This window comes from Saccharopolyspora sp. NPDC002376 (genome assembly GCF_053593195.1).
Genome location: NZ_JBSFBZ010000003.1, coordinates 180,777 through 204,621, shown reverse-complemented (window position 1 = coordinate 204,621; position 23,845 = coordinate 180,777). Strand labels below are relative to the sequence as shown.

23 protein-coding genes are annotated in these 23,845 nt (G+C 69.2%); 13 read left to right on the top strand and 10 right to left on the bottom strand.

Annotation, left to right across the window (positions count from 1 at the left end; genetic code table 11):
• Together dapD and ACWCO2_RS03945 are read left to right on the top strand one after the other, a co-directional pair.
• The gene (gene dapD / locus ACWCO2_RS03950; RefSeq protein ID WP_450126197.1) at positions 1-987 is read left to right on the top strand and encodes a 2,3,4,5-tetrahydropyridine-2,6-dicarboxylate N-succinyltransferase; all 987 of its coding nucleotides are present in this window, start codon (positions 1-3) and stop codon (positions 985-987) included.
• A gap of 211 nt (positions 988-1,198) precedes the next feature.
• The gene (locus ACWCO2_RS03945) at positions 1,199-2,134 is read left to right on the top strand and encodes a CHAD domain-containing protein (RefSeq protein ID WP_450126196.1); all 936 of its coding nucleotides are present in this window, start codon (positions 1,199-1,201) and stop codon (positions 2,132-2,134) included.
• 84 nt (positions 2,135-2,218) lie between these two features.
• Here the strand turns inward: ACWCO2_RS03945 and dapC are convergent, their stop codons facing one another.
• From dapC to typA, 6 genes are all read right to left on the bottom strand, one after another.
• On the bottom strand, positions 2,219-3,340 hold the full coding sequence (gene dapC, locus ACWCO2_RS03940; protein ID WP_450126195.1) for a succinyldiaminopimelate transaminase: 1,122 nt from the start codon (positions 3,338-3,340) through the stop codon (positions 2,219-2,221).
• Positions 3,337-3,657, bottom strand: a complete 321-nt coding sequence (fdxA, locus tag ACWCO2_RS03935) for a ferredoxin (protein ID WP_450126194.1) — start codon at positions 3,655-3,657, stop codon at positions 3,337-3,339. The genes dapC and fdxA overlap by 4 nt, the downstream gene beginning before the upstream one ends.
• A 202-nt stretch (positions 3,658-3,859) precedes the next feature.
• Complete coding sequence (locus ACWCO2_RS03930; protein ID WP_450126193.1) at positions 3,860-4,270, bottom strand: hypothetical protein; 411 nt, start codon at positions 4,268-4,270, stop codon at positions 3,860-3,862.
• Positions 4,267-5,178 carry an N-acetyl-1-D-myo-inositol-2-amino-2-deoxy-alpha-D-glucopyranoside deacetylase gene (mshB, locus tag ACWCO2_RS03925; RefSeq protein WP_450126192.1) on the bottom strand — a complete coding sequence of 304 codons (912 nt, stop codon included), beginning with the start codon at positions 5,176-5,178 and terminating at the stop codon, positions 4,267-4,269. Before mshB ends, ACWCO2_RS03930 begins: the two co-directional genes overlap by 4 nt.
• A 97-nt stretch (positions 5,179-5,275) precedes the next feature.
• Entirely contained in the window at positions 5,276-7,030 is a 1,755-nt protein-coding gene (locus ACWCO2_RS03920; protein ID WP_450126191.1) for an ABC transporter family substrate-binding protein, read from the bottom strand.
• A gap of 279 nt (positions 7,031-7,309) precedes the next feature.
• Complete coding sequence (typA, locus tag ACWCO2_RS03915; protein ID WP_450126190.1) at positions 7,310-9,223, bottom strand: translational GTPase TypA; 1,914 nt, start codon at positions 9,221-9,223, stop codon at positions 7,310-7,312.
• A 368-nt stretch (positions 9,224-9,591) separates the two neighbouring features.
• Between typA and ACWCO2_RS03910 the strand changes: the two genes are divergently transcribed.
• Positions 9,592-9,762 (top strand): hypothetical protein, encoded by a 171-nt coding sequence (locus tag ACWCO2_RS03910; RefSeq protein ID WP_450126189.1) that lies wholly within the window; start codon positions 9,592-9,594, stop codon positions 9,760-9,762.
• A gap of 43 nt (positions 9,763-9,805) precedes the next feature.
• Here the strand turns inward: ACWCO2_RS03910 and ACWCO2_RS03905 are convergent, their stop codons facing one another.
• Positions 9,806-10,117 (bottom strand): YciI family protein, encoded by a 312-nt coding sequence (locus ACWCO2_RS03905; protein ID WP_450126188.1) that lies wholly within the window; start codon positions 10,115-10,117, stop codon positions 9,806-9,808.
• Positions 10,118-10,323: 206 nt separating this feature from the next.
• Between ACWCO2_RS03905 and trpS the strand changes: the two genes are divergently transcribed.
• Positions 10,324-11,289, top strand: coding sequence for a tryptophan--tRNA ligase (trpS, locus tag ACWCO2_RS03900; RefSeq protein WP_450126187.1), 966 nt, complete (start codon positions 10,324-10,326; stop codon positions 11,287-11,289).
• Positions 11,290-11,464: 175 nt separating this feature from the next.
• Positions 11,465-12,070: a Uma2 family endonuclease gene (locus ACWCO2_RS03895; protein ID WP_450126186.1), complete on the top strand. Its 606-nt coding sequence runs from the start codon at positions 11,465-11,467 to the stop codon at positions 12,068-12,070.
• Here ACWCO2_RS03895 and ACWCO2_RS03890 read toward each other — a convergent pair whose 3' ends face one another.
• Together ACWCO2_RS03890 and ACWCO2_RS03885 are read right to left on the bottom strand one after the other, a co-directional pair.
• Positions 12,071-12,919 (bottom strand): NUDIX domain-containing protein, encoded by an 849-nt coding sequence (locus ACWCO2_RS03890; RefSeq protein WP_450126185.1) that lies wholly within the window; start codon positions 12,917-12,919, stop codon positions 12,071-12,073.
• A gap of 97 nt (positions 12,920-13,016) precedes the next feature.
• On the bottom strand, positions 13,017-13,703 hold the full coding sequence (locus ACWCO2_RS03885; protein WP_450126184.1) for a response regulator transcription factor: 687 nt from the start codon (positions 13,701-13,703) through the stop codon (positions 13,017-13,019).
• 561 nt (positions 13,704-14,264) lie between these two features.
• Between ACWCO2_RS03885 and ACWCO2_RS03880 the strand changes: the two genes are divergently transcribed.
• The 7 genes from ACWCO2_RS03880 (at position 14,265) to ACWCO2_RS03850 (ending at position 21,684) form a co-directional block, all read left to right on the top strand.
• A complete protein-coding gene (locus ACWCO2_RS03880; protein WP_450126183.1) occupies positions 14,265-15,854 on the top strand; it encodes an ABC transporter substrate-binding protein in 1,590 nt (529 codons plus the stop codon).
• A gap of 11 nt (positions 15,855-15,865) precedes the next feature.
• Complete coding sequence (locus ACWCO2_RS03875; RefSeq protein ID WP_450126182.1) at positions 15,866-16,819, top strand: ABC transporter permease; 954 nt, start codon at positions 15,866-15,868, stop codon at positions 16,817-16,819.
• The gene (locus ACWCO2_RS03870) at positions 16,816-17,721 is read left to right on the top strand and encodes an ABC transporter permease (protein ID WP_450126181.1); all 906 of its coding nucleotides are present in this window, start codon (positions 16,816-16,818) and stop codon (positions 17,719-17,721) included. The genes ACWCO2_RS03875 and ACWCO2_RS03870 overlap by 4 nt, the downstream gene beginning before the upstream one ends.
• Positions 17,722-17,839: 118 nt before the next feature.
• Positions 17,840-19,609, top strand: coding sequence for an ABC transporter ATP-binding protein (locus ACWCO2_RS03865; protein WP_450126180.1), 1,770 nt, complete (start codon positions 17,840-17,842; stop codon positions 19,607-19,609).
• A complete protein-coding gene (locus ACWCO2_RS03860; protein ID WP_450126179.1) occupies positions 19,609-20,709 on the top strand; it encodes a serine hydrolase domain-containing protein in 1,101 nt (366 codons plus the stop codon). Before ACWCO2_RS03865 ends, ACWCO2_RS03860 begins: the two co-directional genes overlap by 1 nt.
• Before the next feature lie 167 nt (positions 20,710-20,876).
• A complete protein-coding gene (locus ACWCO2_RS03855; RefSeq protein WP_450126178.1) occupies positions 20,877-21,296 on the top strand; it encodes a GNAT family N-acetyltransferase in 420 nt (139 codons plus the stop codon).
• Between the two features lie 91 nt (positions 21,297-21,387).
• Positions 21,388-21,684, top strand: coding sequence for a 4a-hydroxytetrahydrobiopterin dehydratase (locus ACWCO2_RS03850; protein WP_450126177.1), 297 nt, complete (start codon positions 21,388-21,390; stop codon positions 21,682-21,684).
• A gap of 18 nt (positions 21,685-21,702) precedes the next feature.
• Here the strand turns inward: ACWCO2_RS03850 and ACWCO2_RS03845 are convergent, their stop codons facing one another.
• Entirely contained in the window at positions 21,703-22,656 is a 954-nt protein-coding gene (locus tag ACWCO2_RS03845) for an FAD-dependent oxidoreductase (protein WP_450126176.1), read from the bottom strand.
• Between the two features lie 733 nt (positions 22,657-23,389).
• On the opposite strand from ACWCO2_RS03845, the gene ACWCO2_RS03840 reads away from it, so the two are divergent.
• Positions 23,390-23,707, top strand: coding sequence for an ANTAR domain-containing protein (locus ACWCO2_RS03840; RefSeq protein WP_450126175.1), 318 nt, complete (start codon positions 23,390-23,392; stop codon positions 23,705-23,707).
• Positions 23,708-23,845 lie beyond the last annotated feature (138 nt).

Below are 23,845 nucleotides of genomic sequence, written 5' to 3'. Positions count from 1 at the left end.
ATGAGTGCACAGTCTCCCGATCCGCAGACCACGGGCGCCCACGGCGTGGGCCTGGCCACCGTGACCGACGACGGCACGGTGCTCGACACCTGGTTCCCGACCATTCGGCTGGGTGAGCCGGGGCAATCCGGCACGAAGCGGCTGTCCGCCGACGAGGCGGCCGAGTCCCTCGGCGAGGCCGGTGCGGCGCTGCTCGGGCGCGACGAGGCCCGCGGGGTCGAGGTGATCGCGGTCCGCACCGAGATCGGTCGCCTGGCCGACGCCCCGGTGGACGCGCACGACGTGTACCTGCGACTGCACCTGCTGTCGCACCGCCTGGTCCGGCCGCACGGCCAGAACCTCGACGGCGTCTTCGGCCTGCTGGCCAACGTCGTGTGGACCAACCACGGCCCCTGCCCGGTGGAGGGCTTCGAGGCGACCCGGATGCGGCTGCGGGCGCGCGGCGCGGTCACCGTCTACGGCATCGACAAGTTCCCGCGCATGGTCGACTACGTCGTCCCGTCCGGCGTGCGCATCGGCGACGCCGACCGGGCCCGGCTGGGCGCGCACCTGGCCAGCGGCACGACCGTGATGCACGAGGGCTTCGTGAACTACAACGCGGGCACCCTCGGCGCGTCGATGGTCGAGGGCCGGATCTCCGCCGGTGTCGTGGTGGACGACGGCTCGGACGTCGGCGGCGGCGCCTCGATCATGGGCACCCTGTCCGGCGGCGGCAAGGAGGTCATCTCCGTCGGCGAGCGCTGCCTGATCGGCGCCAACGGCGGCGTGGGCATCTCGCTGGGCGACGACTGCATCGTCGAGGCGGGCCTGTACATCACGGCCGGCACCAAGGTGACTCTGCCGGACGGCACCATCACCAAGGCCGCGGAGCTGTCCGGTTCGAGCAACCTGCTCTTCCGCCGCAACTCCACCACGGGCACCGTCGAGGTCACCCAGCGCGCGGGCGGCAAGGTCGAGCTCAACGCGGCTCTGCACGCCAACGACTGACCGAACGACCCCAGCGGGGCCGACCGACACCAAGTCGGCCGGCCCCGTTGCCGTTCCGTCACCCGTCCAAATGACAGCGGCGCGAAGCGCCGCCGCAGGGGCGGCGGTCGGGTGAAGGGCTGGCCCAATTTCGCGCGAAATTGACCACCTCTGGGGTGGTTGCGCCGATCGGCCCAGGTGAGGATCGGGATGGGTGCTTTTATCATTGGTGATGGCCAGCAGCTGGCAACACCGCGACCTGGCGGACGTCGTCGAACTTCCTGCCGAGCCCGTGGCAGCCGGTCCGCAGGCCGCCATCGCCGAACACGTGCGGGCCGGGCTGGACACTCGGCTGCGCGCGCTGATCGCTCACGATCCCGGCACCCGGCTCGGCACGGATCCCGAGGAACTGCACCAGATGCGGGTCTCGGTGCGCCGGATGCGCGCGATGCTGCGGGCCGCGCGACCGTTCCTCGACCAGGGCTGGGCGGAGCCGCTGCGCGCGGAGCTCGGCTGGCTCGGCCGGGCGTTGGGTCCGGTTCGCGACCTCGACGTGCTGCTGGACCGGTTGCGCCAGGAGAGCGCCGACCTCCCCGACGGTGAACGGGCCGCGGCCGCCCGGCTGATCTCCGGGCTGGAGGCCGAGCACGGAGCCGCCCGGGTCGAGCTGCTCACCGCCCTGGACAGCGACCGCTACCTCGACCTGCTGCGCGCACTGGCCACCGCCGTCCGCAGCGTACCCGAGGAGTCCGATGTGGACAGCGAGCGCGAGCTGCGCGAACTCGTGCTCGGCGAGTTCCGGAAACTCCGAAAAGCGGTGGCACGACTACCCGAACCCCCCACCGACCCCGACCTGCACGCACTGCGCATCCAGGGCAAACGAGTCCGCTACACCGCAGAACTCGCGCAACCCGCCCTCGGCAAACCGATGCAGCAGCTGATCAAAGCGGCCCGTCAGTTCCAGGACGTCCTCGGCGAGCACCAAGACGCCTGCGTGGCCGAGGAACGCGTGCGCACCCTGCTCCACGACTTCGGCGACGAGGTCGATGCGGCGGTGGCGTTCGTAGCTGGACGCCTCGCCGAACGCGAACAAGCCCGCAAGACCGAACGCCGCGCGCAGTGGAAGTCGGTCTGGGAAGACCTCACCACGGCGGCCAAGGCCGTCTGACAGTTTTGCCCAACTGACCGCACGCAGAGGGGTGCCAGTTTTAGGACAAAACTGGCACCCCTCCACGATGAAACCGGGGAGCGGTCACTCCGCGAGGCGCTTGGCGGCGGTGGCGATGCGCTCGTCCGTCGCCGTCAGGGCGATGCGGACGTGGTGGTCGCCGGCCGGGCCGTAGAAGGTGCCCGGTGCCGCGAGGATTCCCCGCTGCGCCAACCACTCCACGGTCTGCCACGAGTCCTCGCCGCGCGTCGCCCACAGGTACAGGCCCGCCTGCGAGTGCTCGATCCGGAAGCCCGCCGCCTCCAGCGCAGGCCGCAGCACCGCGCGCCGCGCCGCGTACAGCTCGCGCTGCGCGCTCACGTGCGAGTCGTCGCTGAGCGCCGCGGTGATCGCTTGCTGCACCGGGCGCGGGACGATCATGCCGGCGTGCTTGCGCAGTTCCAGCAGGCGCCGCACCAGATCCGGATCACCGGTGATGAACCCGGCGCGGTACCCGGCCAGGTTCGAGGACTTCGACAGCGAGTGCACAGCGAGCACGCCGCGCCGGTCCGCACCGACCGAGGGGTGCAGCACTGACACCGGCTCGGTGTCCCAACCCAAAGCCAGGTAGCACTCGTCGGAGGCGATCACCGCGCCGAGTTCCTGCGCGGCCCGCACCTGCTCGCCCAGCTGCTGCGCGTCCAGCACGCGACCCGTCGGGTTCGACGGGGAGTTCAGCCACAGCAACGTGGTTCCGGCCGGCGGCAGCTCACCGGGTGCGAGGCGCACGACCTCGGCACCGGCGATCTTGGCGCCCACCTCGTAGGTCGGGTACGCCAGCTCCGGGATGGCCACGACGTCGCCGGGCCGCACGCCGACCAGCGTCGGCAACCAGGCGACGAGTTCCTTGGAGCCGATGGTCGGCACCACGGCGTCGGGCTCCAGCCCGGTGATCCCGTAGCGGCGCTGCAGGGACGCGATCGCCGCCTCGCGCAGTTCGGGGGTGCCGTGCGTGGCCGGGTAGCCCGACTTGTCGGCGACCTCGGCCAAGGCGCGCTGCAAGTTCTCCGGCACCGGGTCGACCGGGGTCCCGACGGACAGGTCGACGATGCCGTCCGGGTGGGCCTTCGCCGCGGCGGACTGCCGGGCCAGCGAATCCCACGGGAACTGCGGCAACTGCGGACCGCGGGGCCCGGACGTCGCATCCGGGCCGGTCGCGGTGCTCATTCGCCCTGCGGGGGCAGGCTCTTGATGGGCTCGACGTCGTTGTTGACCTTGCCCACCTTCGCCGCGCCACCCGGCGACCCGAGGTCGTCGAAGAAGTCCACGTTCGCCTTGGTGTAGGCGGCCCACTCGTCCGGCACGTCGTCCTCGTAGTAGATGGCCTCCACGGGACAGACCGGCTCGCAGGCACCGCAGTCGACGCACTCATCGGGGTGGATGTAGAGCATCCGCCCGCCCTCGTAGATGCAGTCGACAGGGCACTCCTCGATGCAGGCCTTGTCGAGCACGTCCACGCAGGGCTCGGCGATCACGTAGGTCACGGTTGCACTCCTGCTCGAAGCGTTGTCCTACTCGCGCGCAGGAACCTCCTGCCGCGACTGCTGACAGTATCTCTCCTACCCACCCAGGACACGTAACCGGTCCACAGCTCGGGAGCGCTAATGACTTTACGGTGCGGGTGTTTACGCCGTAAACCACTTCGGCTTCCGAACGACCCAGCACACGCGCGTCGGACGTGGTCGATCAACGTCCGTACACCGACGTGCGCTGCGCCACATCCGCAGCGACGCGGGCCTTCGCGCGCTTACCGAGGACTATCCCCAGCATCATCGCGCTGGGGAGGGCACCGGCGCCGAGCAGCAGCAGGGTTCGCCAGTCGTTGCCGACCAGGACCATGTCGCCGCCCGGGCCGAAGACTCCGAACACCAGCACGGTCACGAACCAGACCACCAGCGGCGCCCCGGCGATCCGGCGGCGCGGGGAGAGACGTGCGGCCTCCGCCACCAGCAGCGGCGTGGTCACGGCCGCGAGCGCTGCGGTGATCGGGAACTGCACGGTACCGATGTAGGACGGCAGGAAGAGCAGTTCGATCAGCGCCAGGATGACGGCATCGACCAGCAGGAAGCCGAACACCACCCGGTCCGTCGGACTCAACGGTCGCCCACCGGTTCGGTGCCGCTCACCCCGAGGCCACCGAACAGGTCTCCCTCGCAGCCCTGCGGATCACCGCTGGCCAGCACGTAGTGCTCGGTCGGGACGATGGGCTGCGCGACACCGTTGGACAGCGCGTAGGCCGCGATGCCCTCGCCGTGGTCCCACCGGTCCAGCCACACCTTGACCTGGGTGCCGTGCGCCCGCAGCGCGCTGATCTTGGCGGGCAGATGCGCCGACACGTCGATCACGGTGGTGATCTCGTCGTCCGAGACGCTGGCCAGCTCGTGCGGTTCGGGCAGCTCGAAGGGCATGTCCTCGACCTCGGCCAAGGCGGCCAGGCCCTTCTCGATCGTGTCCCGCGACGGCACGGCGTAGAAGACGCGCTGCACGTCGGGCACCTGCGCGGCGGCAGCCACGGTCACCTCGTGCGCGCGGATGTGGTCGGGATGGCCGTAACCGCCATCGGCGGCGTAGCTCACGACGACCTGCGGCTTGACCTCGCGCAGCACGTCGGCCAGCGCGTCGGCCTGCTCCTCGGCATCGCCGATCGCGAAGGCCCGGGGGTGCGCGTCCGGCAGAGCGCCCGCTTGTCCCGGCTGCTCCCAGAGCATCCCGGAGTCGCGCCAGCGGCCGATGCCACCGAGGAACCGGTGGTCGGCCACGCGGAGCGCGGCGCACGCCGAGCGCAGCTCGCCGACCCGGTAGCCGCCGAGCTGGTCCGCCTGGTCGGCGGCCAGGCCGCGCAGGCTCTCCGGGATTACCTCGCCCTCCTCACCGAGGGTGCAGGTCACCACGAACACCTGAACGCCGCGGGCGGCGTAGCGGGCGATCGTCCCGCCGGTCCAGAGGCTCTCGTCATCGGGGTGTGCGTGCACCAGCAACAACCGCGGTGGGGCCGTCAACTTCACCGGTCCAGCCTAATCTGCGGCTCGCACCACACGACGGACGGCATTCGCATTGCTCCGGATGATCTAGTGCCCAACAGCGAACAGCTCAACCCGGACGTCAGTAGCCGTCGCTGTCGGCGTAGGTCCCGAGCCAGTCGGCCGCCGTCGAGAACGGACCGGACAAGCCGTTGCCCGGCTCGACGCCCTTGGCCTCCGGGCGCAACGCCAGGACCTGCGCCTGCTGGTACAGCGGCATCGCGACGCCCGATCGCCACAGCACGGGCTCGACGATCGACGACGCCTCGTTGAACGGGATCTTGCCGGTCATGGCCGCGTCGATGGTCGGCTGCAGCAGCTCGTCGCAGTATCCGGCCGCGTTGTGCGGGAACGGCTGCTCGGTGTCCGAAGCGACGCCGGGGCAGCTGTAGGCCGCGGCCATCGTCGCTGCCGGGTCGCCACCGGCCGGCCGCGGCGCGATCGCCATGTCCACCGAAGCCACCGCGCCGGAAGCCCCGGCCTTCGGGTTCGCCGACAGCATCTCGCCGAACAGCTGGTCCCCCGTCGGCGTCACGACCGTCGCCTGGATCCCCTGCTCGCGCAGCTGCCGCGCGGTCTCCTCGGCGACCCGGATGTAGGACTTGTTCTCGAAGGGCGCGGCGATGACCAGGTTCAACGGCTGGCCGTCGCGCAGCCAAGCACCGCCGCTGCGGTGGTAGCCGGCCTCGTTGAGCAGCTTCTCGACCCGCGCCGGGTCGGGCTTCTCCGGGAACGCACCGGCCGGTTCCGTCGGGTTGTACCCGGGCTCGGACGGCGCGAGGACCTGCGCATGCGACTGCATCTGCTCGGCCGGGCCACCACCGGTGCCCGCCTCGATCAGCGCCGGACGGTCGAGCGCGGCGAGAACGGCCTGCCGCACCTTGATGTCGGACAGCATCCGGCTGTCCGGGCGCAGCAGCACCTCCACCGTCGCCGGCCGCGGCACGTTGATCAGCTGCACGGAGTCACCGAGATCGCGCAGCGCCTGCATGGTTCCGCTGTCCGCGCCGAAGACCGCCAGGTGGCTGTCGCCGCTGCGCAGCGCCTCGACTTGACGTCCCTTGTCCAGCGCGCGCAGCACGACTCGGTCGGACTTCGCGGGCGGACCCCAGTACCGGTCGTTGCGCTCCAGGATGATCTCGCCGCGGTCCAGGTCGATCTGCCGGATCGCGAACGGGCCGCCCGAAGCCGGGTAGCCGTCGTCCAGCGCCGTCGACCAGCCGCGCGGCGCATCCCGCAGCAGGTGTGCGGGAAGCAAGTTGTTGAACAGCGACTGCCAGCCGGGGAACGGCTTGGAGAAGGTCACGTCGACGGTCTTGCCGCCCTGCCGCGACGCCACGTCGTCGATCAGCTGGTAGCCCGCCGCATCGGACACGCCGGGCTGCGAGCGCAGCTGCTGCCACAGGTAAACGAAGTCCTCGGCGGCGATCGGCGCGCCGTCGGACCAGTTCGCCTCGCGGCGGATCCGGTAGCGGACCGTGAACTTCTCCTGGTCCGGCACCACTTCCGCCGACTCCATCAGCGTGGTGTCCAGCTGCAGCCGCCCGTCCGGGCCGGGCCGGTGCACCGACGGCAGCATCAGGCTGGCCAGCGCCGAGCTGGTCGGCGAGAGGTCGGCGAGGGTGTGCGGGTTGAACCCGCCCTCCAGCTCGTCGACCCCGACCACGACCTCCACCGGCATCGGTTGCTCCGACGGCGCGGTGGTCGTCGGGGGCTGCGTCGTCGAGGTTGGCGACACCAGCGGCGGTGGTGGCGCGTTCGTGCAGGCAGCCACCAAGCTCGCGGTTGTCACCAGCAGGGAGACCGCGACCAGTGGGCGGCGTCGACCCTGGGACACGCCGAACCTCCCCTTCACGTCTGATCCCCCGAACACACCCCGGCGACCGGGGCGCCTCGCACGTGCTGAAGACGCGCGAGGGCCCTCCATGGTTCCTTCTGCCGACCAGAAGATCGCCACCGGGGTAGGCGACCAGTCTGCTAGCTGCCCGCCCCGCGTGCCTGTGAAACGGAGAAATCCCGGCCCGGACGCGGAAAACCGGTAATCCGGCATTGCGGACGCACCAACCGCTTCCGACGGCAACCAGACACGTGCCGGGTCGGTCTCGCTACTGAGAGATCAGCCGTTGTCGCGCGCCTTGGCGCGGGAGCGCTCGCGGGCGCGGGTGGTCCCGTCGAGGATCACCTTGCGGACCCGGATCGCCTCCGGCCCGACCTCCACGCACTCGTCCGCGGAGCAGAACTCCAGCGCTTCCTCCAGCGCCAGGGCCCGCGGCTTGGCCAGCCGCTCCAGCTCGTCCGCGGTGGACGAACGCATGTTGGTGAGCTTCTTCTCCTTGGTGATGTTCACGTCTAGGTCCTCGGCGCGCGGGTTCTCCCCGACCACCATGCCCTCGTAGACCTCGTTGCCGGGCTCGGTGAAGAAGCTGCCCCGGTCGGCCAGCTGCAGCAGCGCGTAGGTCGTCGCCGAGCCGGCCCGGTCGGCCACCAGCGAACCGGTGTGGCGGGTGCGCAGCTCGCCCACCCACGGGAAGTAGCCCTCGAAGACGTGGTTGGCGATGCCGGTGCCGCGGGTCTCGGTGAGGAACTCGGTGCGGAAGCCGATCAGACCGCGCGCAGGCACCACGTAGTCGAGCTTGATCCGCCCGGTGCCGTGGCCGTCCATGGTCTCCATCCGGCCCTTGCGACCGGCCAGCAGCTGGGTGATCGCGCCGAGGTGCTCCTCCGGCGAGTCGATGGTCAGCCGCTCGAAGGGCTCGCACAGCTTGCCGTCGATGGTGCGGGTGACCACCTGCGGCTTGCCGACGGTCAGCTCGAAGCCCTCGCGGCGCATGGTCTCGACCAGGATGGCCAGCGCCAGCTCACCGCGACCCTGCACCTCCCAGGCGTCCGGCTTCTCGGTCGGCAGCACCTTCAGGCTGACGTTGCCGATCAGCTCGGCGTCCAGCCGGTTCTTCACCTGCCGCGCGGTGATCTTGGTGCCGCCGTTGCGACCGGTCAGCGGCGAGGTGTTGACGCCGATGGTCATCGAGATCGCCGGGTCGTCGACGGTGATCCGCGACAGCGGCTCCGGGGCGTCCGGGTCGGCCAGCGTGTCACCGATGGTGATGTCCGGGATGCCGGCGATGGCAACCAGGTCACCCGCAGAGGCCTCGGCGCACGGCACGCGGTCGAGGTTCTCGGTGATCAGCAGCTCGGTCAGCCGGACCTTCTCGACGGTTCCGTCCGCGCGGCACCAGCCGACGGTCTGGCCCTTGCGCATGGTTCCGGCGTGGATCCGGCACAGCGCGATACGACCCAGGAACGACGAGGCGTCCAGGTTCGTCACCAACGCGCGCAGCGGGGACTCGGCGTCGGCGACCGGCGCCGGCACGTGCTTGAGCAGCACGTCGAACAGCGCGTCCAGGTTCTCCTCGTCGGGCAGCTCGCCGTCGACCGGCTGGGCCACCGACGCGCGACCGGCACGGGCGGAGGCGTAGACGACTGGCAGGTCCAGGATCGCTTCCATGTCGAGCTCGACCTCGTCGTCGAGCTCGCTGGCCAGCTCCAGCAACAGGTCGTGGGTCTCCTCGACGACCTCGGTGCAGCGGGCGTCCGTGCGGTCGACCTTGTTCACCACGAGGATCACCGGCATCCCGGCGGCCAGCGCCTTGCGCAGCACGAACCGGGTCTGCGGCAGCGGGCCCTCGCTGGCGTCGACCAGCAGCACCACGCCGTCGACCATGGACAGCGCGCGCTCCACCTCACCACCGAAGTCTGCGTGACCGGGGGTGTCGACGACGTTGATGGTCACCGGACCGGCGTCGGTCTCCCGATGGATCGCGGTGTTCTTGGCCAGGATGGTGATGCCCTTCTCCCGCTCCAGGTCGTTGGAGTCCATGACCCGGTCGACCAGTTCGGTTCGTTCGGAGAAGGCGCCGGATTGCCGCAGCATGGCGTCCACCAGGGTGGTCTTGCCGTGGTCGACGTGCGCGACGATCGCGACGTTGCGGAGATCGCTGCGAATGGGGGCGGCGACACTGGTGACGGACACGCGTGGGTACTCCTGGCTCGGCGCGGAAATGCGGGCACGGCTGGGCTCGTCGACTGCGGGCCGGGTGCGGTGTTGTCTCAGCGCACCTCTGATCGGGCGCGAACACCTGGTCCTGGCACCCCTCAGGGGCACCCTGCCGCGGCTCCACTGCGCCGCTGCTGCAGAGCTGTTCGGACGGCACCCCACCAGCAGCGGGGCGCGTGCGTCGACGCGCGGCTCGGTCCAGGGTAGTGCAACGCGCAGCCGCAGCGGCCGCCGCGTGCTCAGCGCAACACCAGGTGGCCGTCGCTCAACATCAAGTTCGCCATCCGAGGTTAGGTTCGCCTACCCTGTGCCCAACCCCCGTCGGAGCGCCGGAGAGAAGCATCGTGAGCAAAGGCACCATCAAGGTCAAGAAGAAATGCTGCCGCTCGCAACCTCCCTGCAAGAGCTGCCCGATCGTGGTATTGCGCGAGCTGCTCCGCGAAGCCAAAGCGGAAGAGGTCAAGAAAGAGCAAAAGAAGGCAAAGAAAGCGGGAAAGAAAAAGAACGCGAAATGATCTCACCACGGCGCCCGCCGCGGCCTCGTCCGGTGAACCGGGATTACTTGTGGACGACCGGGGTCAAGGGGTCGGCGTACTTCGCCAACTCCGGGATGGTGCGCAGCGCCTGGAACTCGATGACCTCGTAGCGAACCAGCTTGTGCAGGGCAAACGGGTCCGTGGCGAGGATCGCGTCGAGTCGGCCGCGGGACATCGCGCGGGCGATGATCACCGCGCCGCTGCGCGGGTGGCGGTGGCCGGCCGCGATGAAATCACCGGCGTCGTAATGCTGGGTGACCCATTCGTAGTGATCTACCAACTGGGCGTCGATTTCCGATTCCGCGGCGGTGTATTGCAGCAGCACTACAAACATGCTTCCACGGTAGCTCTTCGACTTGACCGCTGCCGATCACCAAGCGGTAACATTGGCTCGTGCGCACATTGTCGAACAACTGGCGGACCGTCTGCGGGCGGCCCGACGACACAGCGCACTGACGCACTCCGAAATCGGCCGCTCGACCGGGCGGCCGAGCAGTGCCAGGTCGATCCCGGTGGCGGCGCCAACCACAGGAGAGACCCATGACCCGCCTGTCCGGGATCACCCCGTCCGGCCACGTCCAGCTAGGCAACTACCTCGGCGCGGTGCGGCGATGGGCCGCCGAGCGCGAGCCCGAGGACCTGTTCTTCGTTTCCGACCTGCACGCCATGACCACGCCGCATCGCCCGCAGCGGCTGCGCGCGCTCACCCGCGAGCAATTCGCGGTCCTGCTCGCAGCGGGCATAGATCCGGAATCGGTGTTCGTCCAGTCCGATCTGGCCGGTGAGCTGGGTGCGCTGAACTGGATCCTGGAGTGCACCTGCTCGTTCGGCGAGGCCGCCCGGATGGTCGAGTTCAAGGAGCGCGGCGCCGGGCAGGACGGTTCGCGCGTCGGCCTGCTGACCTACCCGGTGCTGATGGCCGCGGACATCCTGCTGCAGGGCGCGAGCCAAGTGCCGGTCGGCAGCGACCAGGACCAGCACGTCGAGCTGGCGCGCACGCTGGCCCGCCGGTTCAACTCGCACTACGGCCAGGTGTTCGTCGTCCCCGAGGCGGTGGTTCCCAAGACCGCGGCCAGGGTGCGCGACCTGGCCGATCCGGGCCGCAAGATGGAGAAGTCCAGCCCCCAGTCACCCGGCGTGGTCTTCGTGCTCGACGAGCCCGACGTGATCCGCCGGAAGTTCCGCCGCGCCGTCACCGACGGGCTCGACCGGATCCGCTACGACCCGAACGACCAGCCCGGAGTGGCGAACCTCCTGGAGATCCTGGCCGCCTGCACCGGCACGAGCCCCTACACCGCAGCCGGCATGACCAGCACCTACGCAGAACTGAAGGACACGGTCGCCGAAACGGTGATCGAGGAGCTGCGACCACTGCGCGAACGCGCCTTGGAGCTGCTGGACGACCCCGCTGAGCTGGAGCGCATCCGCTCGCACGGGGCGAAGCACGCGACCGAGCGGGCCCAGCCCCGCCTCCAGGCCGCCTTCCACGTCACCGGCCTGCGCTGAACGCACCCGGGGGACGTCTTCAGGTGGACCAACCAGCTGAAGACGTCCCTCGCCGCCATTCGTTCACCAGTTCGAGTGGATCACCTGGCGAACCCGTGATCAGTGCCGACAACCTGGGCTCATGGGTACTGCGATTGAAGGCAACACCGCGTTCTTGGTCGAGAGGAGTGCCGCCGTGGCTGCACCATCGTTCGACCCGCACGCCCCGTTCGACCCGCTGGTCGATCTGGACGGCTTGTGGACGCCTGAACTCGCCGACAGGTACCTGCCGATCCCGGGGATGCCCCCGGCCAAGTACGAGTGCCTGGACGGAAAGCTGATCATGAGCCCGCGTGACGGAACAGCCAACATGTTCGCGGTGTGGGAGCTGGGCGAGCGGATGAAGCCTGCCGCGACCAAGAGCGGGCATCACTTCTACCTCACCGTCAATCTCTTGCTCGGCGTGCAGGGATGGATCGAGCCGGACTTCGTCGTCCTGAACCGAACCGGCCGCGGCCGCGTCTGGATTCCCCCCGAGGACGTGCTGATCGCGGGCGAGTGCGTGTCGCCGTCCAGCAAGCAGAACGACCGCGTGGCCAAGCCCGCGAAGTGCGCGAAGGTCGGCATCCCGTACTTCATGCGAGTCGAGGTGAACTACGCGGACGGCCGCGTGGACGTCGAGCTACTACGACTCGAGGACGGCAAGTACCGCTCGCAGGCAAGGGGTTCAGAGGTCGAGATCTTCGAAACGGATCTGCCTTTTCCCCTGTCATTCGACCCTGCCGAGCTGCTGGAGCCGTAACTAGGCCTCGGCCAGGAGGTCTCGAAGGGAGTGGACGAGGACTCGGTCGGCGTCGAGCCAGTCGAGGCCGGTCAGCTCGTCGGGCGCGACCCAGCGGACCTCATGGTGCTCCACGGCTTCCGGGATCGCCGTCGGGTCGGCCAGCTCGGCGGCGTGGATGCGCAGCAGCATCCCGTTGTTGAGCGGGACATCGGTGCCGACTCGGCCGGTGGGGCGCACTTCGACGGCTAGTTCTTCCTGGCATTCCCGGATGACCGCGGTCTGCTCGTCCTCACCGGGCTCGACCCGACCACCGGGCAGTTCCCAGCGTCCGGCGTCCGGCGCCGGGTAGCTGCGCTGCTGAGCCAGCAAACATCCCTTGTGGACGATGGCGGCACCGACGACGACCTTGCGACTCGCCCAGGACTCGGCGAGTTCGCGCACCGCGTCGATCCGGCGCGCCAGCACCTTCAGCACGAAGCGGCGGCCGATCGTGACGTCGACCAGCCGCCCCAACGGCCCGAACGGGGCCGTCCAGTGGACCGAGTCGGTCAGCAGCGTCCGCGGCCCGGCCGCGGCGAGCACCGACTCGTGCCGCAGTTCCGGCAGCAGACCGGACACCAGCACGGAACTGAGCGCGTCGGCGTCGGCGCGCACGATTCGAGTGGTCAGATCGACCGGGAGGCGGGCGATTTTCGCGTGGAAGACGAGCTCATCACCGGGCACGAGCAGGGCCGCAGGCCGGGTCGCGGCGTTGCCGCTGATCCCGATGTCCGCGAGGCCGACCTCCGCCGTTCGCGTGTGCCGCAATGCGGCCCCCACCGTGGCGACAGGTGCCTCGATCAGTCCCGTGCTCCGCAACACCGACACGTGTAGACATCTTGCCCGACTCAGTTCGCCAGGAGGAAACCCGCCTCCGAACTCCCTTTGCTTGCCGGAGCAATTAGTTGGCAACGCAGACCGTTGATCATGCGGGCTGGACGCAGACTCGGTAGCCCTGGCCGCGGACGGTTTGGACCATCGCATCGGCGCCGACTGCGGCGAGCTTGCGACGCAGGTAGCCGATGTAGACCTCGACGACGTTTCGGGTGACGAGCTGCTCCTCGCCCCACACCATGCGCAGCAGGTCGCCCTTGGGCACCACCGCCTCGGGGTGGCTGGCCAGCGCGACCAGCAACCCGTACTCGCGGGGCGAGAGCGAGATCGACTGACCGGCCCACCGTGCCTCGCGTCCGGCGCGATCTATCTCCAGCTCACCGACCCGCAAGCACATCTGCCGACCCGCGGTGTCACGCCGCCGCAGCAGCGCGCGCACCTGCGCGGCCAGCACCAGGAAGGAGAAGGGTTTGACCAGATAACCGTCCGCACCGAGGTCCAGTCCGTCAGCCTGGTCGACCTCGCCGTTCTTCTCCGAGACCAGCAGCACAGGGGTAGTGACGTCCTGGGCGCGCATCCGCTCCAGCACCCGGTAGCCGGACAGGCCGGGCAGCACGACGTCGAGCACGACGACGTCGAAGGCGCCGGTGAGCGCTAGGCGCAGGGCCTCGGCGCCGTCGGCTGCGGCGGTGACTTCCATGCCTTCGGCGGACAGCCCCCGCTGCAGCGCTGTTCGGATCCCAGGCTCGTCGTCCACCACCAATACGCGCGGCACCATGGTTTCCAGCATGCCGAGCAGATGGCAGATCGGGCACCGAACTCCCGATCCGTTCTCAGATGGCCACCTGTTTCTCAGGCTGATCTCAGCATCGGGCGCATCACGCGCCCCGAATCGCGCCTATGCGAGCGAGCATCCGCAACTGTCCGAATTGTCCGGACAACCCGCGGTAGCGGCCGACTGTGAGATGTCTCGCCGGTCTCGCGCGCGGCCGACGTCGCTCGAACGAGCCGCGCCAGCCGTCGCCGAGGACCCTCCGGGACCGGCGAAACCCATGGCCAAGCCAGGTGCGCAAACCTGATCAAGCGTTGCGAAAGTAGCAAGAGAGCACAACGTTTGATCGCGGCAAGAGAACGAGGGGTTGACATATCTACCCAGCACATGACGTCTTGACAGCCTCCTTCACGTCCGCGAAGGTCGATGCGATCGATTGACTGATCAATCAGTCGCGCATCGAAACGCAACATCAGCGGGGAGCTGCCGTGCCGCCCGGACGGGCAGGCCGACCGACTCGAGCCGAGCCGACGCGTGCCCCCGCGAGACACAGGAGGTACCGCCCGGATGGCGAGCAGAGGACAGTCGAACGCCGCCCCGAGTCGTCGCGACTTCCTCCGGTACGTCGCGGCGGGTGCCGGCGCGGTAGGAGCCGGAACGTTGATCACCGGGTGCTCCAGCGGCGCGGTCCGCAAGGCGCCGGCGCCGACCGGCCCGCCGCAGTACGGCGGACGGCTGCGGGTCGGCGTCGTCGGCGGCTCCAGCAAGGACACGCTGGACGCGCACGCCACCGTCACGCACCCGGACCAAGCACGGATCTTCCAGCTCTACGACACCCTGCTGCGCTACGACGACGAGTACAAGGTCCAGCCGGCGCTGGCCGAGTCCGTCGAGTCCGACCCGCAGGCCCTGACCTGGACGATCCGGCTGCGCGACGGCGTGGAGTTCCACAACGGCAAGACCATCACCGCCGACGACGTGATCCACTCGCTGCGCCGGATCGCCGACCCGGACGACCCGAAGAACGGCGCGGTCGGGCTGAGCTCGCTGGACCTCAACGCCATGCAGGCGGTGGACCCGCGCACCGTCCGGCTGACCCTGTCCCGGCCGGACGTCACGCTGCCGGAACAGTTCGCCGAGTACGCCAACGGGATCGTGCCGGGCGACTACGACCCGAACCGGCCGGTCGGCAGCGGCGCATTCAAGTTCGACTCCTTCGAGCCCGGCCAGCAGAGCCTGTTCACCAAGCACGCCAACTACTGGCGCGAGGGCGAGCCGTACCTGGACGAGCTCGTGATCATCGACTTCCCGGACGACACGGCGCGGATCAACGCGCTGCTCGGCGGCCAGGTCGAGGCCATCGACCAGGTGCCGCTCGGGCTGCTGCGCGTGCTCGACGCGGACCCGAACCTGCGGCTGCTGGAGTCGGAGACCGGCTCGTGGATCCCGTTCACCATGCGGGTGGACCGGCCACCGTTCGACGACGTGCGGGTCCGGCAGGCGTTCCGGCTGGTCGTGGACCGCGAGCAGATGATCAAGCAGGTGCTCGGCGGCCACGGCACGGTCGGCAACGACCTGTATGCCCCCGCCGATCCGATGTTCAACTCCGGCCTGCCGCAGCGCAAGCGCGACGTGGCCAAGGCCCGGCAGCTTCTGCGCGAGGCAGGCAAGGAGAACCTGACCGTCGAGCTGGTGACCTCGCCGGTGGCCGCGGGCGTGGTGGAGGCCGCGCAGGTGTTCGCCCAACAGGCCGCCGAAGCCGGGATCACGGTCAACATCCGCCGGGTGGACACCGGTGAGTTCTTCGGCGACATGTACCTGTCCTGGGACTTCGCCCAGGACTTCTGGTTCTCCCGGAACTTCCTGGCGCAGGCCGCCACCGGCAGCCTGCCGGACTCGCCGTACAACGAAACCCATTGGAACCACCCGGAGTTCAACGACCTGGTGAACCAGGCACGGGCGACCACCGATGAAGCGCGCCGCAAGGAGCTGATCGCGCGGGCGCAACAGATCGAGTGGGAGAGCGGCGGCTACATCGTGTGGGGCTTCCCGAACCAGCTCGACGCGCACAGCGTCCGGGTGGTCGGCCTCGGCTCGGACAAGAGCGGTATCCCGCTGAACTCCTACGGCTTCCGGCACGCCTGGCTGGCGAAGTGAGGGGACACCAGATGACTCGAATGCTGGTCAAGCGCATCCTGCTCGGCTTGGTGATCCTCTGGGCGGTGTCCGTGGTGGTCTTCCTGGCCACCCAGGCGCTTCCCGGTGACGCCGCGCGCGCGATCCTCGGCCGCGAGGCCACCCCGGAGCGGCTGGCCGCGCTGCGCGAACAGCTGCACCTCGACGATCCGCTGTGGATGCAGTACTTCTCCTGGCTGGGCAACATCTTCCAGCTCAACCTCGGCGAGTCCTACGCCAACGGCATGCCGGTGACCGAGCTGCTGAGCTCGCGGCTGACCAACTCACTGGCGCTGATGCTGTGCGCGACGGTGATCAGCGTGCCGCTGTCGATCCTGGTCGGCACCTACAGCGCGCTGCGCCGCGACAAGGCCTTCGACCACACCGTCTCGGTGCTCAGCCTGGTGCTGGCCGCGCTGCCGGAGTTCGTGGTCGGCATCCTGCTCGTGCTGCTGTTCTCCACCGGCGTGCTGAACCTGCTACCCGCGGTGTACGTGATGACCGGTTCGGGCTCGGCGTGGAGCGATCCGGTCCAGCTGGTGCTGCCAACGCTGACGATGGTGCTCGCGGTTTCGCCCTACATGGTGCGCATCATGCGCGCCACCATGATCGAGGTGCTGGAGAGCGAGTACGTCCAGCAGGCCCGGTTGAAGGGCATGCCCGAGCGGACCGTGATCCTGCGGCACGCGCTGCCGAACTCGATCGGCCCGGTGGCCCAGGTGATCGCGCTGCAGCTGGCCTGGCTGGCCGGTGGCGTGGTCATCGTCGAGTTCCTGTTCCGCTTCCCCGGTATCGGGTTCGCGCTGGTGGACGCGGTGAACAACCGCGACCTGCCGGTGGTGCAGACGCTGACGCTGGCCATCGCGGCCGTCTACATCGTCGTGAACCTGCTGGCCGACGTGGTGAGTCTGGCCGCCAACCCGAAGGTGAGGTCCGCCGCGCGATGACCACGACTGCGCACAAAACCAACACCTCGACGAATCCCACCCCGCCCGCGCCGCGTGCGGTCGGGGTCTGGCGGGCCGCGCTGCGGCTGCCGCGGACGAAGATCGGCCTCGCGCTGTCCGCGCTGGTGGTGCTGACCGCGATCGTCGGTCCGCTGCTGGCCCCGCACGCCGCCACCGAGTTCGTCGACACCCCCTTCTCCGACCCGACCGGATCGACCTGGTTCGGCACCGACAACCTCGGCCGTGACGTGCTGACCCGGTTCCTGCACGGCGGTCAGACGCTGCTGCTGCTGGCGGTGCTGGCCACCCTGCTGGGCGTCGGGGGCGGCGCGCTGCTGGGCATGTACGCCGGCTACCGCCGCGGCTGGCTGGACGAGCTGCTGATGCGCTTCGGCGACATCGCGCTGGCGTTCCCGCAGGTCGTGCTGGCCCTGCTGTTCGTGAGCGTGGTCGGCCCGGAGCTGTGGCTGCTGGTGCTGGTGGTCGGCGGCAGCCACCTGCCCCGGGTGATGCGCGTGGTGCGCGCGGCCACCCTGTCCGTCGCCGAACGCGACTTCGTCAAGTCCGCCGAGGCGATCGGCGTGTCCAAGTTCCGGATCCTGCTGGGCGAGATCCTGCCGAACGTGACCGGCACGGTGCTGGTGGAGCTCGGCCTGCGGTTGAACTACTCGATCGGCCTGGTCGCGGGCCTGAGCTTCCTCGGTCTCGGTCTGCAGCCGCCGACCGCGGACTGGGGTCTGATGATCAACGAGAACCGGATCGCCCTGACCGTCCAGCCGTGGGCGGTGGCGCTGCCGGTGCTGGCGATCGCAGTCCTGACCATCGGCACGAACCTGGTCGCCGACGGCCTCGCCCGCTCGGTCGCCGGTGTCGACCGAGGCATCGAGAAGGCCGCTGGCTGATGCAGAACCTGTCTCCGAACTCGTTTTGCGTAGCGGTGCCGGTAGCGGAACCTCAGACGCCGCCTGGACTGCGGGTGCCCAACTTTGTGTATGCCAGATCCCACCTCTGGAGGTGTCGATGACTTCCCCCGCTCTGGACGCCGCTGGCCTGGAAATCCGAGGCGTGCCCTCGGAAGCCGCCATCGTCGCCGACATCTCGTTCACCCTGGCCCCGGGTGAAATCCTGGGCCTGATCGGCGAATCCGGTTCCGGCAAGACCACTCTGGGCCTGGCGATGCTGCGCTACTGCAAGCGCGGCACCCGCATCTCCGACGGCCGGATCCGCATCGGCGACACCGACCTCATGGGGCTTGCGGCCAAGCAGGCGGCCGCGCTGCGCGGTCGTCGGGTGGCCTACATCCCGCAGTCGCCCGCCTCGGCGCTGAACCCGACGCTGCGGCTGATCACGCAGCTCAGCGAGGCCGTGCACGACGTCTCCGGCGATGCCGCGCGCAAGCGGATCAAGCAGGTGCTCACCGAGGTCGCGCTGCCGGACGACGACGAGTTCCTGCGCCGCTACCCGCACCAGCTCTCGGGTGGGCAGCAGCAGCGGATCGCGATCGCGATGGCGTTCGTCGGCCGCCCCGAGGTGGTGGTGCTGGACGAGCCGACCACAGGTCTGGACGTCACCACGCAGAAGACGGTGCTGGCCACGATCCGCGAGATGTGCGAGCGGCACGGCACGGCCGGGGTGTACATCTCGCACGACATGGCGGTGGTCGCCGAGCTGGCCGACCGGATCGCGGTGATGTACTCAGGACGCATCGTGGAAACCGGCCCGACCGAGCAGGTGCTCAACGAGCCGCGCCACCACTACACCGCGGGTCTGGTGCTCGCGGTGCCGGACCTGGACGGCAAGCGGGCGATGCAGGCCATCGACGGCCAAGCGCCGTCGCCGCTGAACCGCCCGGACGGCTGCGCGTTCGCGCCCCGCTGCGCGGCGGCGACCGACGAGTGCCGCAGCGAAGTCCCACAGGTCGAGAAGGTCTCCCCCGGGCACGAAATCCGCTGCCTTCACCCGCGTTCCGGACGACTCGTGGCCAAGCCGCGGCCGGAGGACACCTCGTCGGAGTCCGCGGAGCCGGTGCTCGAGGTGCGCAACATCCGCGCCTGGTACACGGATTCGCCGGTGCTGCAGGACGTTTCGCTGTCCGTCGCGCCGGGCACCTGCCTAGCGCTGCTGGGCGAGTCCGGCAGCGGCAAGACCACTCTGTCGCGCTGCCTGGCCGGCCTGCACGCCAAGCACGAGGGCTCGGTGCTGCTGCGCGGCGCCGAACTCGCGCCCAGCAGCGCGAAGCGCACCCGGGACCAGCGACGCCAGGTGCAGTACGTGTTCCAGAACCCGTACGAGTCGTTGAACCCGCGCCGCCGCGTGCGCGACCTGGTGGCCCAGCCGATCTCGGTGCTCGGCGGCGATTCCGGCGGCAAGAGCACCGAGGAGCGGGTGATCGAGGCGCTGGAGCTGGCCGCGCTGCGCCCGGACATCGCCGAGCGCTACCCGGACCAGCTCAGCGGTGGTGAGCGGCAGCGAGTGGCGATCGCCCGCGCGCTGGTCACCCGGCCCGACGTGCTGATCTGCGACGAGATCACCTCGGCGCTGGACGTGTCGGTGCAGTCGGCGATCGTCGATCTGCTGCAGGACCTGCGCGAGCGGATGGGCCTGGCGCTGGTGTTCGTCACGCACAACATCGCACTGGTGCGCAACATCGCGCAGCAGGTGGCGGTGCTGCAGGGTGGGCGGATCGTGGAGCAGTCCTCGGCCGACGAGCTGTTCGCCGCGCCGCAGCACGAGTACACGCAGTCGTTGCTGGCCGACGCTCCCAACTTCGAGCTGGAGGCGAGCAGCTGATGAGCGGTTTCGACAGGGTCGCCGAGGAGTTCGCCGCGGTCGTCGCGGAGGACGAAGCAGGAGCGGCGTTCGCAGTGTTCCGCGACGGCGAGCAGGTCCTCGACCTGCAGGCCGGGCACCGCGATCCCGAGGGCGCCGAGCCGATGACGACGGACACCCTGATGCCGATCTTCTCCGGCACCAAGGGAATCGTGGCCACCGGCGTGGCGCTGCTGATCGACCGCGGTGCGATCGACCCGGACGCACCGGTGACCCGGTACTGGCCGGAGTTCGGCGCGGCGGGCAAGCAGGACGTCACGGTGCGACAGCTGCTCTCGCACTCTGCCGGTCTGCCCTACCCGGAGCGCCCGGTGACCCGCGAGGATGCGGCGGACAACCAAGCGATGGCCGTGCTGCTGGCCGCGCAGGCCCCGCTGTGGCCGGTCGGTTCAACCACCGCCTACCACGCGCTGACCTTCGGCTGGCTGGCCGGCGAGCTGATCCGCCGCGTGGACGGCCGGGAGGTCGGCGAGTTCCTGCGCGCCGAGATCGCCGAACCGCTCGGCGCGGATTTCTGGCTCGGACTCCCGGAATCGGAGTGGCCGCGCACCGGCCGGCGCTGGCGCGCCGCCGACTACCAGGTGGCCAACCGCCTGAACACCCCGGAAGCCTTGGCCTACCGCGAGAAGGTGTACGGCAACCCGCCGTTGCTGCTGGGCGGCGACGCCCTGTGGAACACCCCGGCCTGGTGGACCAACGGCACGCCGGGTGGCGGCGCGATGGCGTCCGCGCGTGGCATGGCTGCGGTGTATTCGGCGCTGGTGAGCGGAAAAATGATCGCCGGGTCCACAGTGGAGCGAATCAGCCGCGAGGAGAGTCGGGGCACCGACCCCGGCACCGGACGTCCGCTGGCCTTCGGCCTCGGCTACGAACTCCAGGACGCGCTGGAAACCTACGGCCCGTCGACCGACGGCTTCGGACACAGCGGAGCGGGCGGTTCCCTCTTCGGCTGCTGGCCGAGCGCGGGTGTCTCGTTCGCCTTCAGCCCGTGCCTGATGCGCACCGAGGGCTTCGACGACCGAGCCCACCGCCTCCTCACCGCCCTGCACACCTACCTCTGAGCAAAGCCCGATGTGGGGTGTCGGTTTTGCCCTAAAGCTGACACCCCACATCGTGGCTTCGCGACCGCGCAGTCATAGGCAAAACTGACCCGGCGGGACGGTCGCGCTCTCCTGCTCAGCCGAAAATCCGTGTCCTGGAGGGTGTGCGCAGCAGTAGCCTGACGCGCATGGAGTTCGAGGTGAGCGATGTCAGGGACCGCGTGGATCACGACGCGGTGTGGGACTTCCTGTCCACGCAGGCTTATTGGGGCAAATGGCGCACACGCGAGCAGCTCGATCGGCAGATCGACCTGGCGTGGCGCGTGGTCGGTGCCTACCGGACGTCCGACGGTCGGCAGATCGGCTTCGCGCGGGCGTTCTCCGACGAAGTGGGCAGTGCCTACCTGGCCGATGTGTTCGTCTTCCCGGAGGCACGCAGCCACGGCGTCGGGAAGGCCCTGGTGCACGCCATGATCGAGGACGGCCCGGGCCGCGACTTCCGCTGGATGCTGCACACCGACGACGCGCACGGCCTCTACCGCTCCTTCGGCTTCGCCGAACCAGACGCCACCTACATGGAACGCCGCCGCCCCGAGGCCCCAGCCTGACCAGCTGAAACCACCACGTTCACCCAATCCCGGACCGAGTACCCCGGCGGTCCCGGTGGAGTTCGGCGGGCGGAGCCGCCACCATGTCCTCATGACCGAACTGCTCACCGACAACCAGGTCGCCGAGGCGCTCGAACACCTGCCGGAATGGCGGCAGGACGGGGCTCAGCTGTCCCGCACCGTGGAGTTCGCCAGCTTCCCGCAGGCGATCCAGGCCGTCACCCGGATCGCTGAGATCGCCGAGAGCGAGAACCACCACCCGGACATGGACATCCGCTGGCGCACCGTGGTGTTCCACTGCAGCACGCACGCCAAGGGCGGGATCACGGCCAACGACACCTCGCTGGCCCAAGAAATCGACAACGTGGTCGAGCAGCTGAAGTCCTGACGCAGCGCCGGTGGCGGGTCAGCCTTCCGCCAGATCCGCCACCTCGAAGGCACAACCCCAGGACAGCGCCACCCCGCAACCGCCGTGCCCGTAGTTGTGGATGATCCGCGCCCCCTCGTAGTGCTCGACCTCCACCCGCACCGACTCCCGCCCGGGCCGCAGCCCGACCAGCTCCTCGAGCACCTCGGCCTCGCCCAGCCGCGGCTCGATCGCCGCGCACCGCCGCCGGATCCCGGCGCTCACCCCCGGCCGGACCACCCGGTTCCACTCCTGGTCTTCCGCCACGCCGCCGAGCACCACGCGGTCGCCGTGCGGCATGTACGAGGTGAACTCGCCCGAGTCGGTCAGCTCGACGAAGTACTCGTCGATGCCAGGATTGCGCACCACGACGTGCTGGCCGCGCACCGGATGCACACCGGGATCGCCGACGAGCTCGCGCGCACCCACGCCCGTGCAGTTGACCACCGTTTTCGCTTCGGCAGCCGCGTCCGCCAGCGTCGGGACCGGGCTGAGCTGAAGGTCTCCCCCTGCGTTCCGGAACCGGGCGACCAGGTGGTCGAGGTAGCGCGGCATGTCGATCAGCGGCACCGTCCCCCAGTAACCGCTGACGAAGCCCTCGGGCAGTTCGTCCGGGGTGCAACGCCGCAGATCGGGGATCAGCCGGGCTTCGGTCGGGACCGCGTCACCGAGGTCGAAGCGCGCAGCCATCCGACCGGTGGACAGGTGCACTCCGGAAGTGTCATCGCGGGCGAGCGCGGTGAACTCGGCGTGCGAGCGGGTCACCCAGTACAGCACCTGTTCGGCTGGTCTTAGCTGCGCCGGGCCCCACATCGCACCGGCCATCGCCGAGGTGGTCTCGCGCGGCCGGTCCTCGGTCCGGATCCGCACCGGCCGGCCCGCCTCGGCGAGCACGACGCCGCAGGTCAGGCCCTGCACTCCCGCGCCGATCACCAGCACCTGTTCACCGGTCATCCTCGAAACGCTAGCAGCGATCAGCAAACTCCGACGATCTGAACTTCCGCCTGGTCAGAAACACCCTCACTTAGCCCAGGAAGTCCTGGATAGCGGCCAGCCAGGCGTCGGGGTTCTGGGCACCGATGGGGTGCCCGGACTTCGTTGCCCGCGGTGAAGATCGCGATCATGCCGACGAACAGCGCTTTCCCGACCTCGTCGACCGGCGTATTGGACCGAACCCATCCTCAGCCATGCCCTGCTTGATCGAACTCATGAGCGGTACCCGCTGAGCCCCAACAGCACGGCCGAGCAACCTCCACCGCTCCTTCGGGCCAGCACCAGTCGATCATGACACGGGGTGCAAAACGAAGCTGAAACGCTGCGGATCAAACGTTGAAGCGGAACGACTGCCAGGAACTTACTGACCACCACAGATCGAGCCGAAATAGGACGTGACCTGTGAAGAAGTTGCTCTTAACTTCTCACTGTTTTGCGCCGGCTTTCGCTGTCCTGACGAACAACGGCCGAACGACGGCCGAGCCCGCCAGCCCGATGTAGAACCTGGAACGAGCTGCAAGACCCCCGACTCGGGCTTTCGCGGAGCGCGCGGTGATGGCCACGTTGTCCGGCCGATGTCCGGTGCGTGGTCGCGGCATCCGCCAACCCCGATCCCAGCGCCCGCTACGTTTCGTCGATCCCAGTTTGCTCAGACAGTGGCATACTGGACATCACAGAGATCGGGTGTGGTCCTATGCAAGATCGCGACACCTCCGGACCGTGGCAGCCGTGGGGAAGCGCTAGGGCGTCCGACAGCCTCGGCAATCTCGACGCGGCACTTAAGGGCCATCCGGCGATCGAGCAGGCCAAGGGCATGCTGAAGCTGGCCTTCGGACTCGATGACCACGATGCACTCGAGTTGCTTGCCGGGATGTCGCGCGACACCGGTACGGACATGCGTGACGTGGCTCAGAAGCTTGTAGAGCGGGTCACGGGCACAGCGAGCGAGCCGACCGCGAAAAACGTAAGCGCCCATGTCCTTGAGGAGTGGAACCGACTCAAAGAAACCTGACCCCGCCTTGCAAGGCGATCAAGTGGCCTCGTCTACCTCGGCCGCTAATCGAACTTCGCTGATTCTACGTGTCAGGGCTGATTGCAGCGGGCTGCGACGTGGTGACCGTTCAGCGAGCGCTTGGCCATTCGAGCGCCA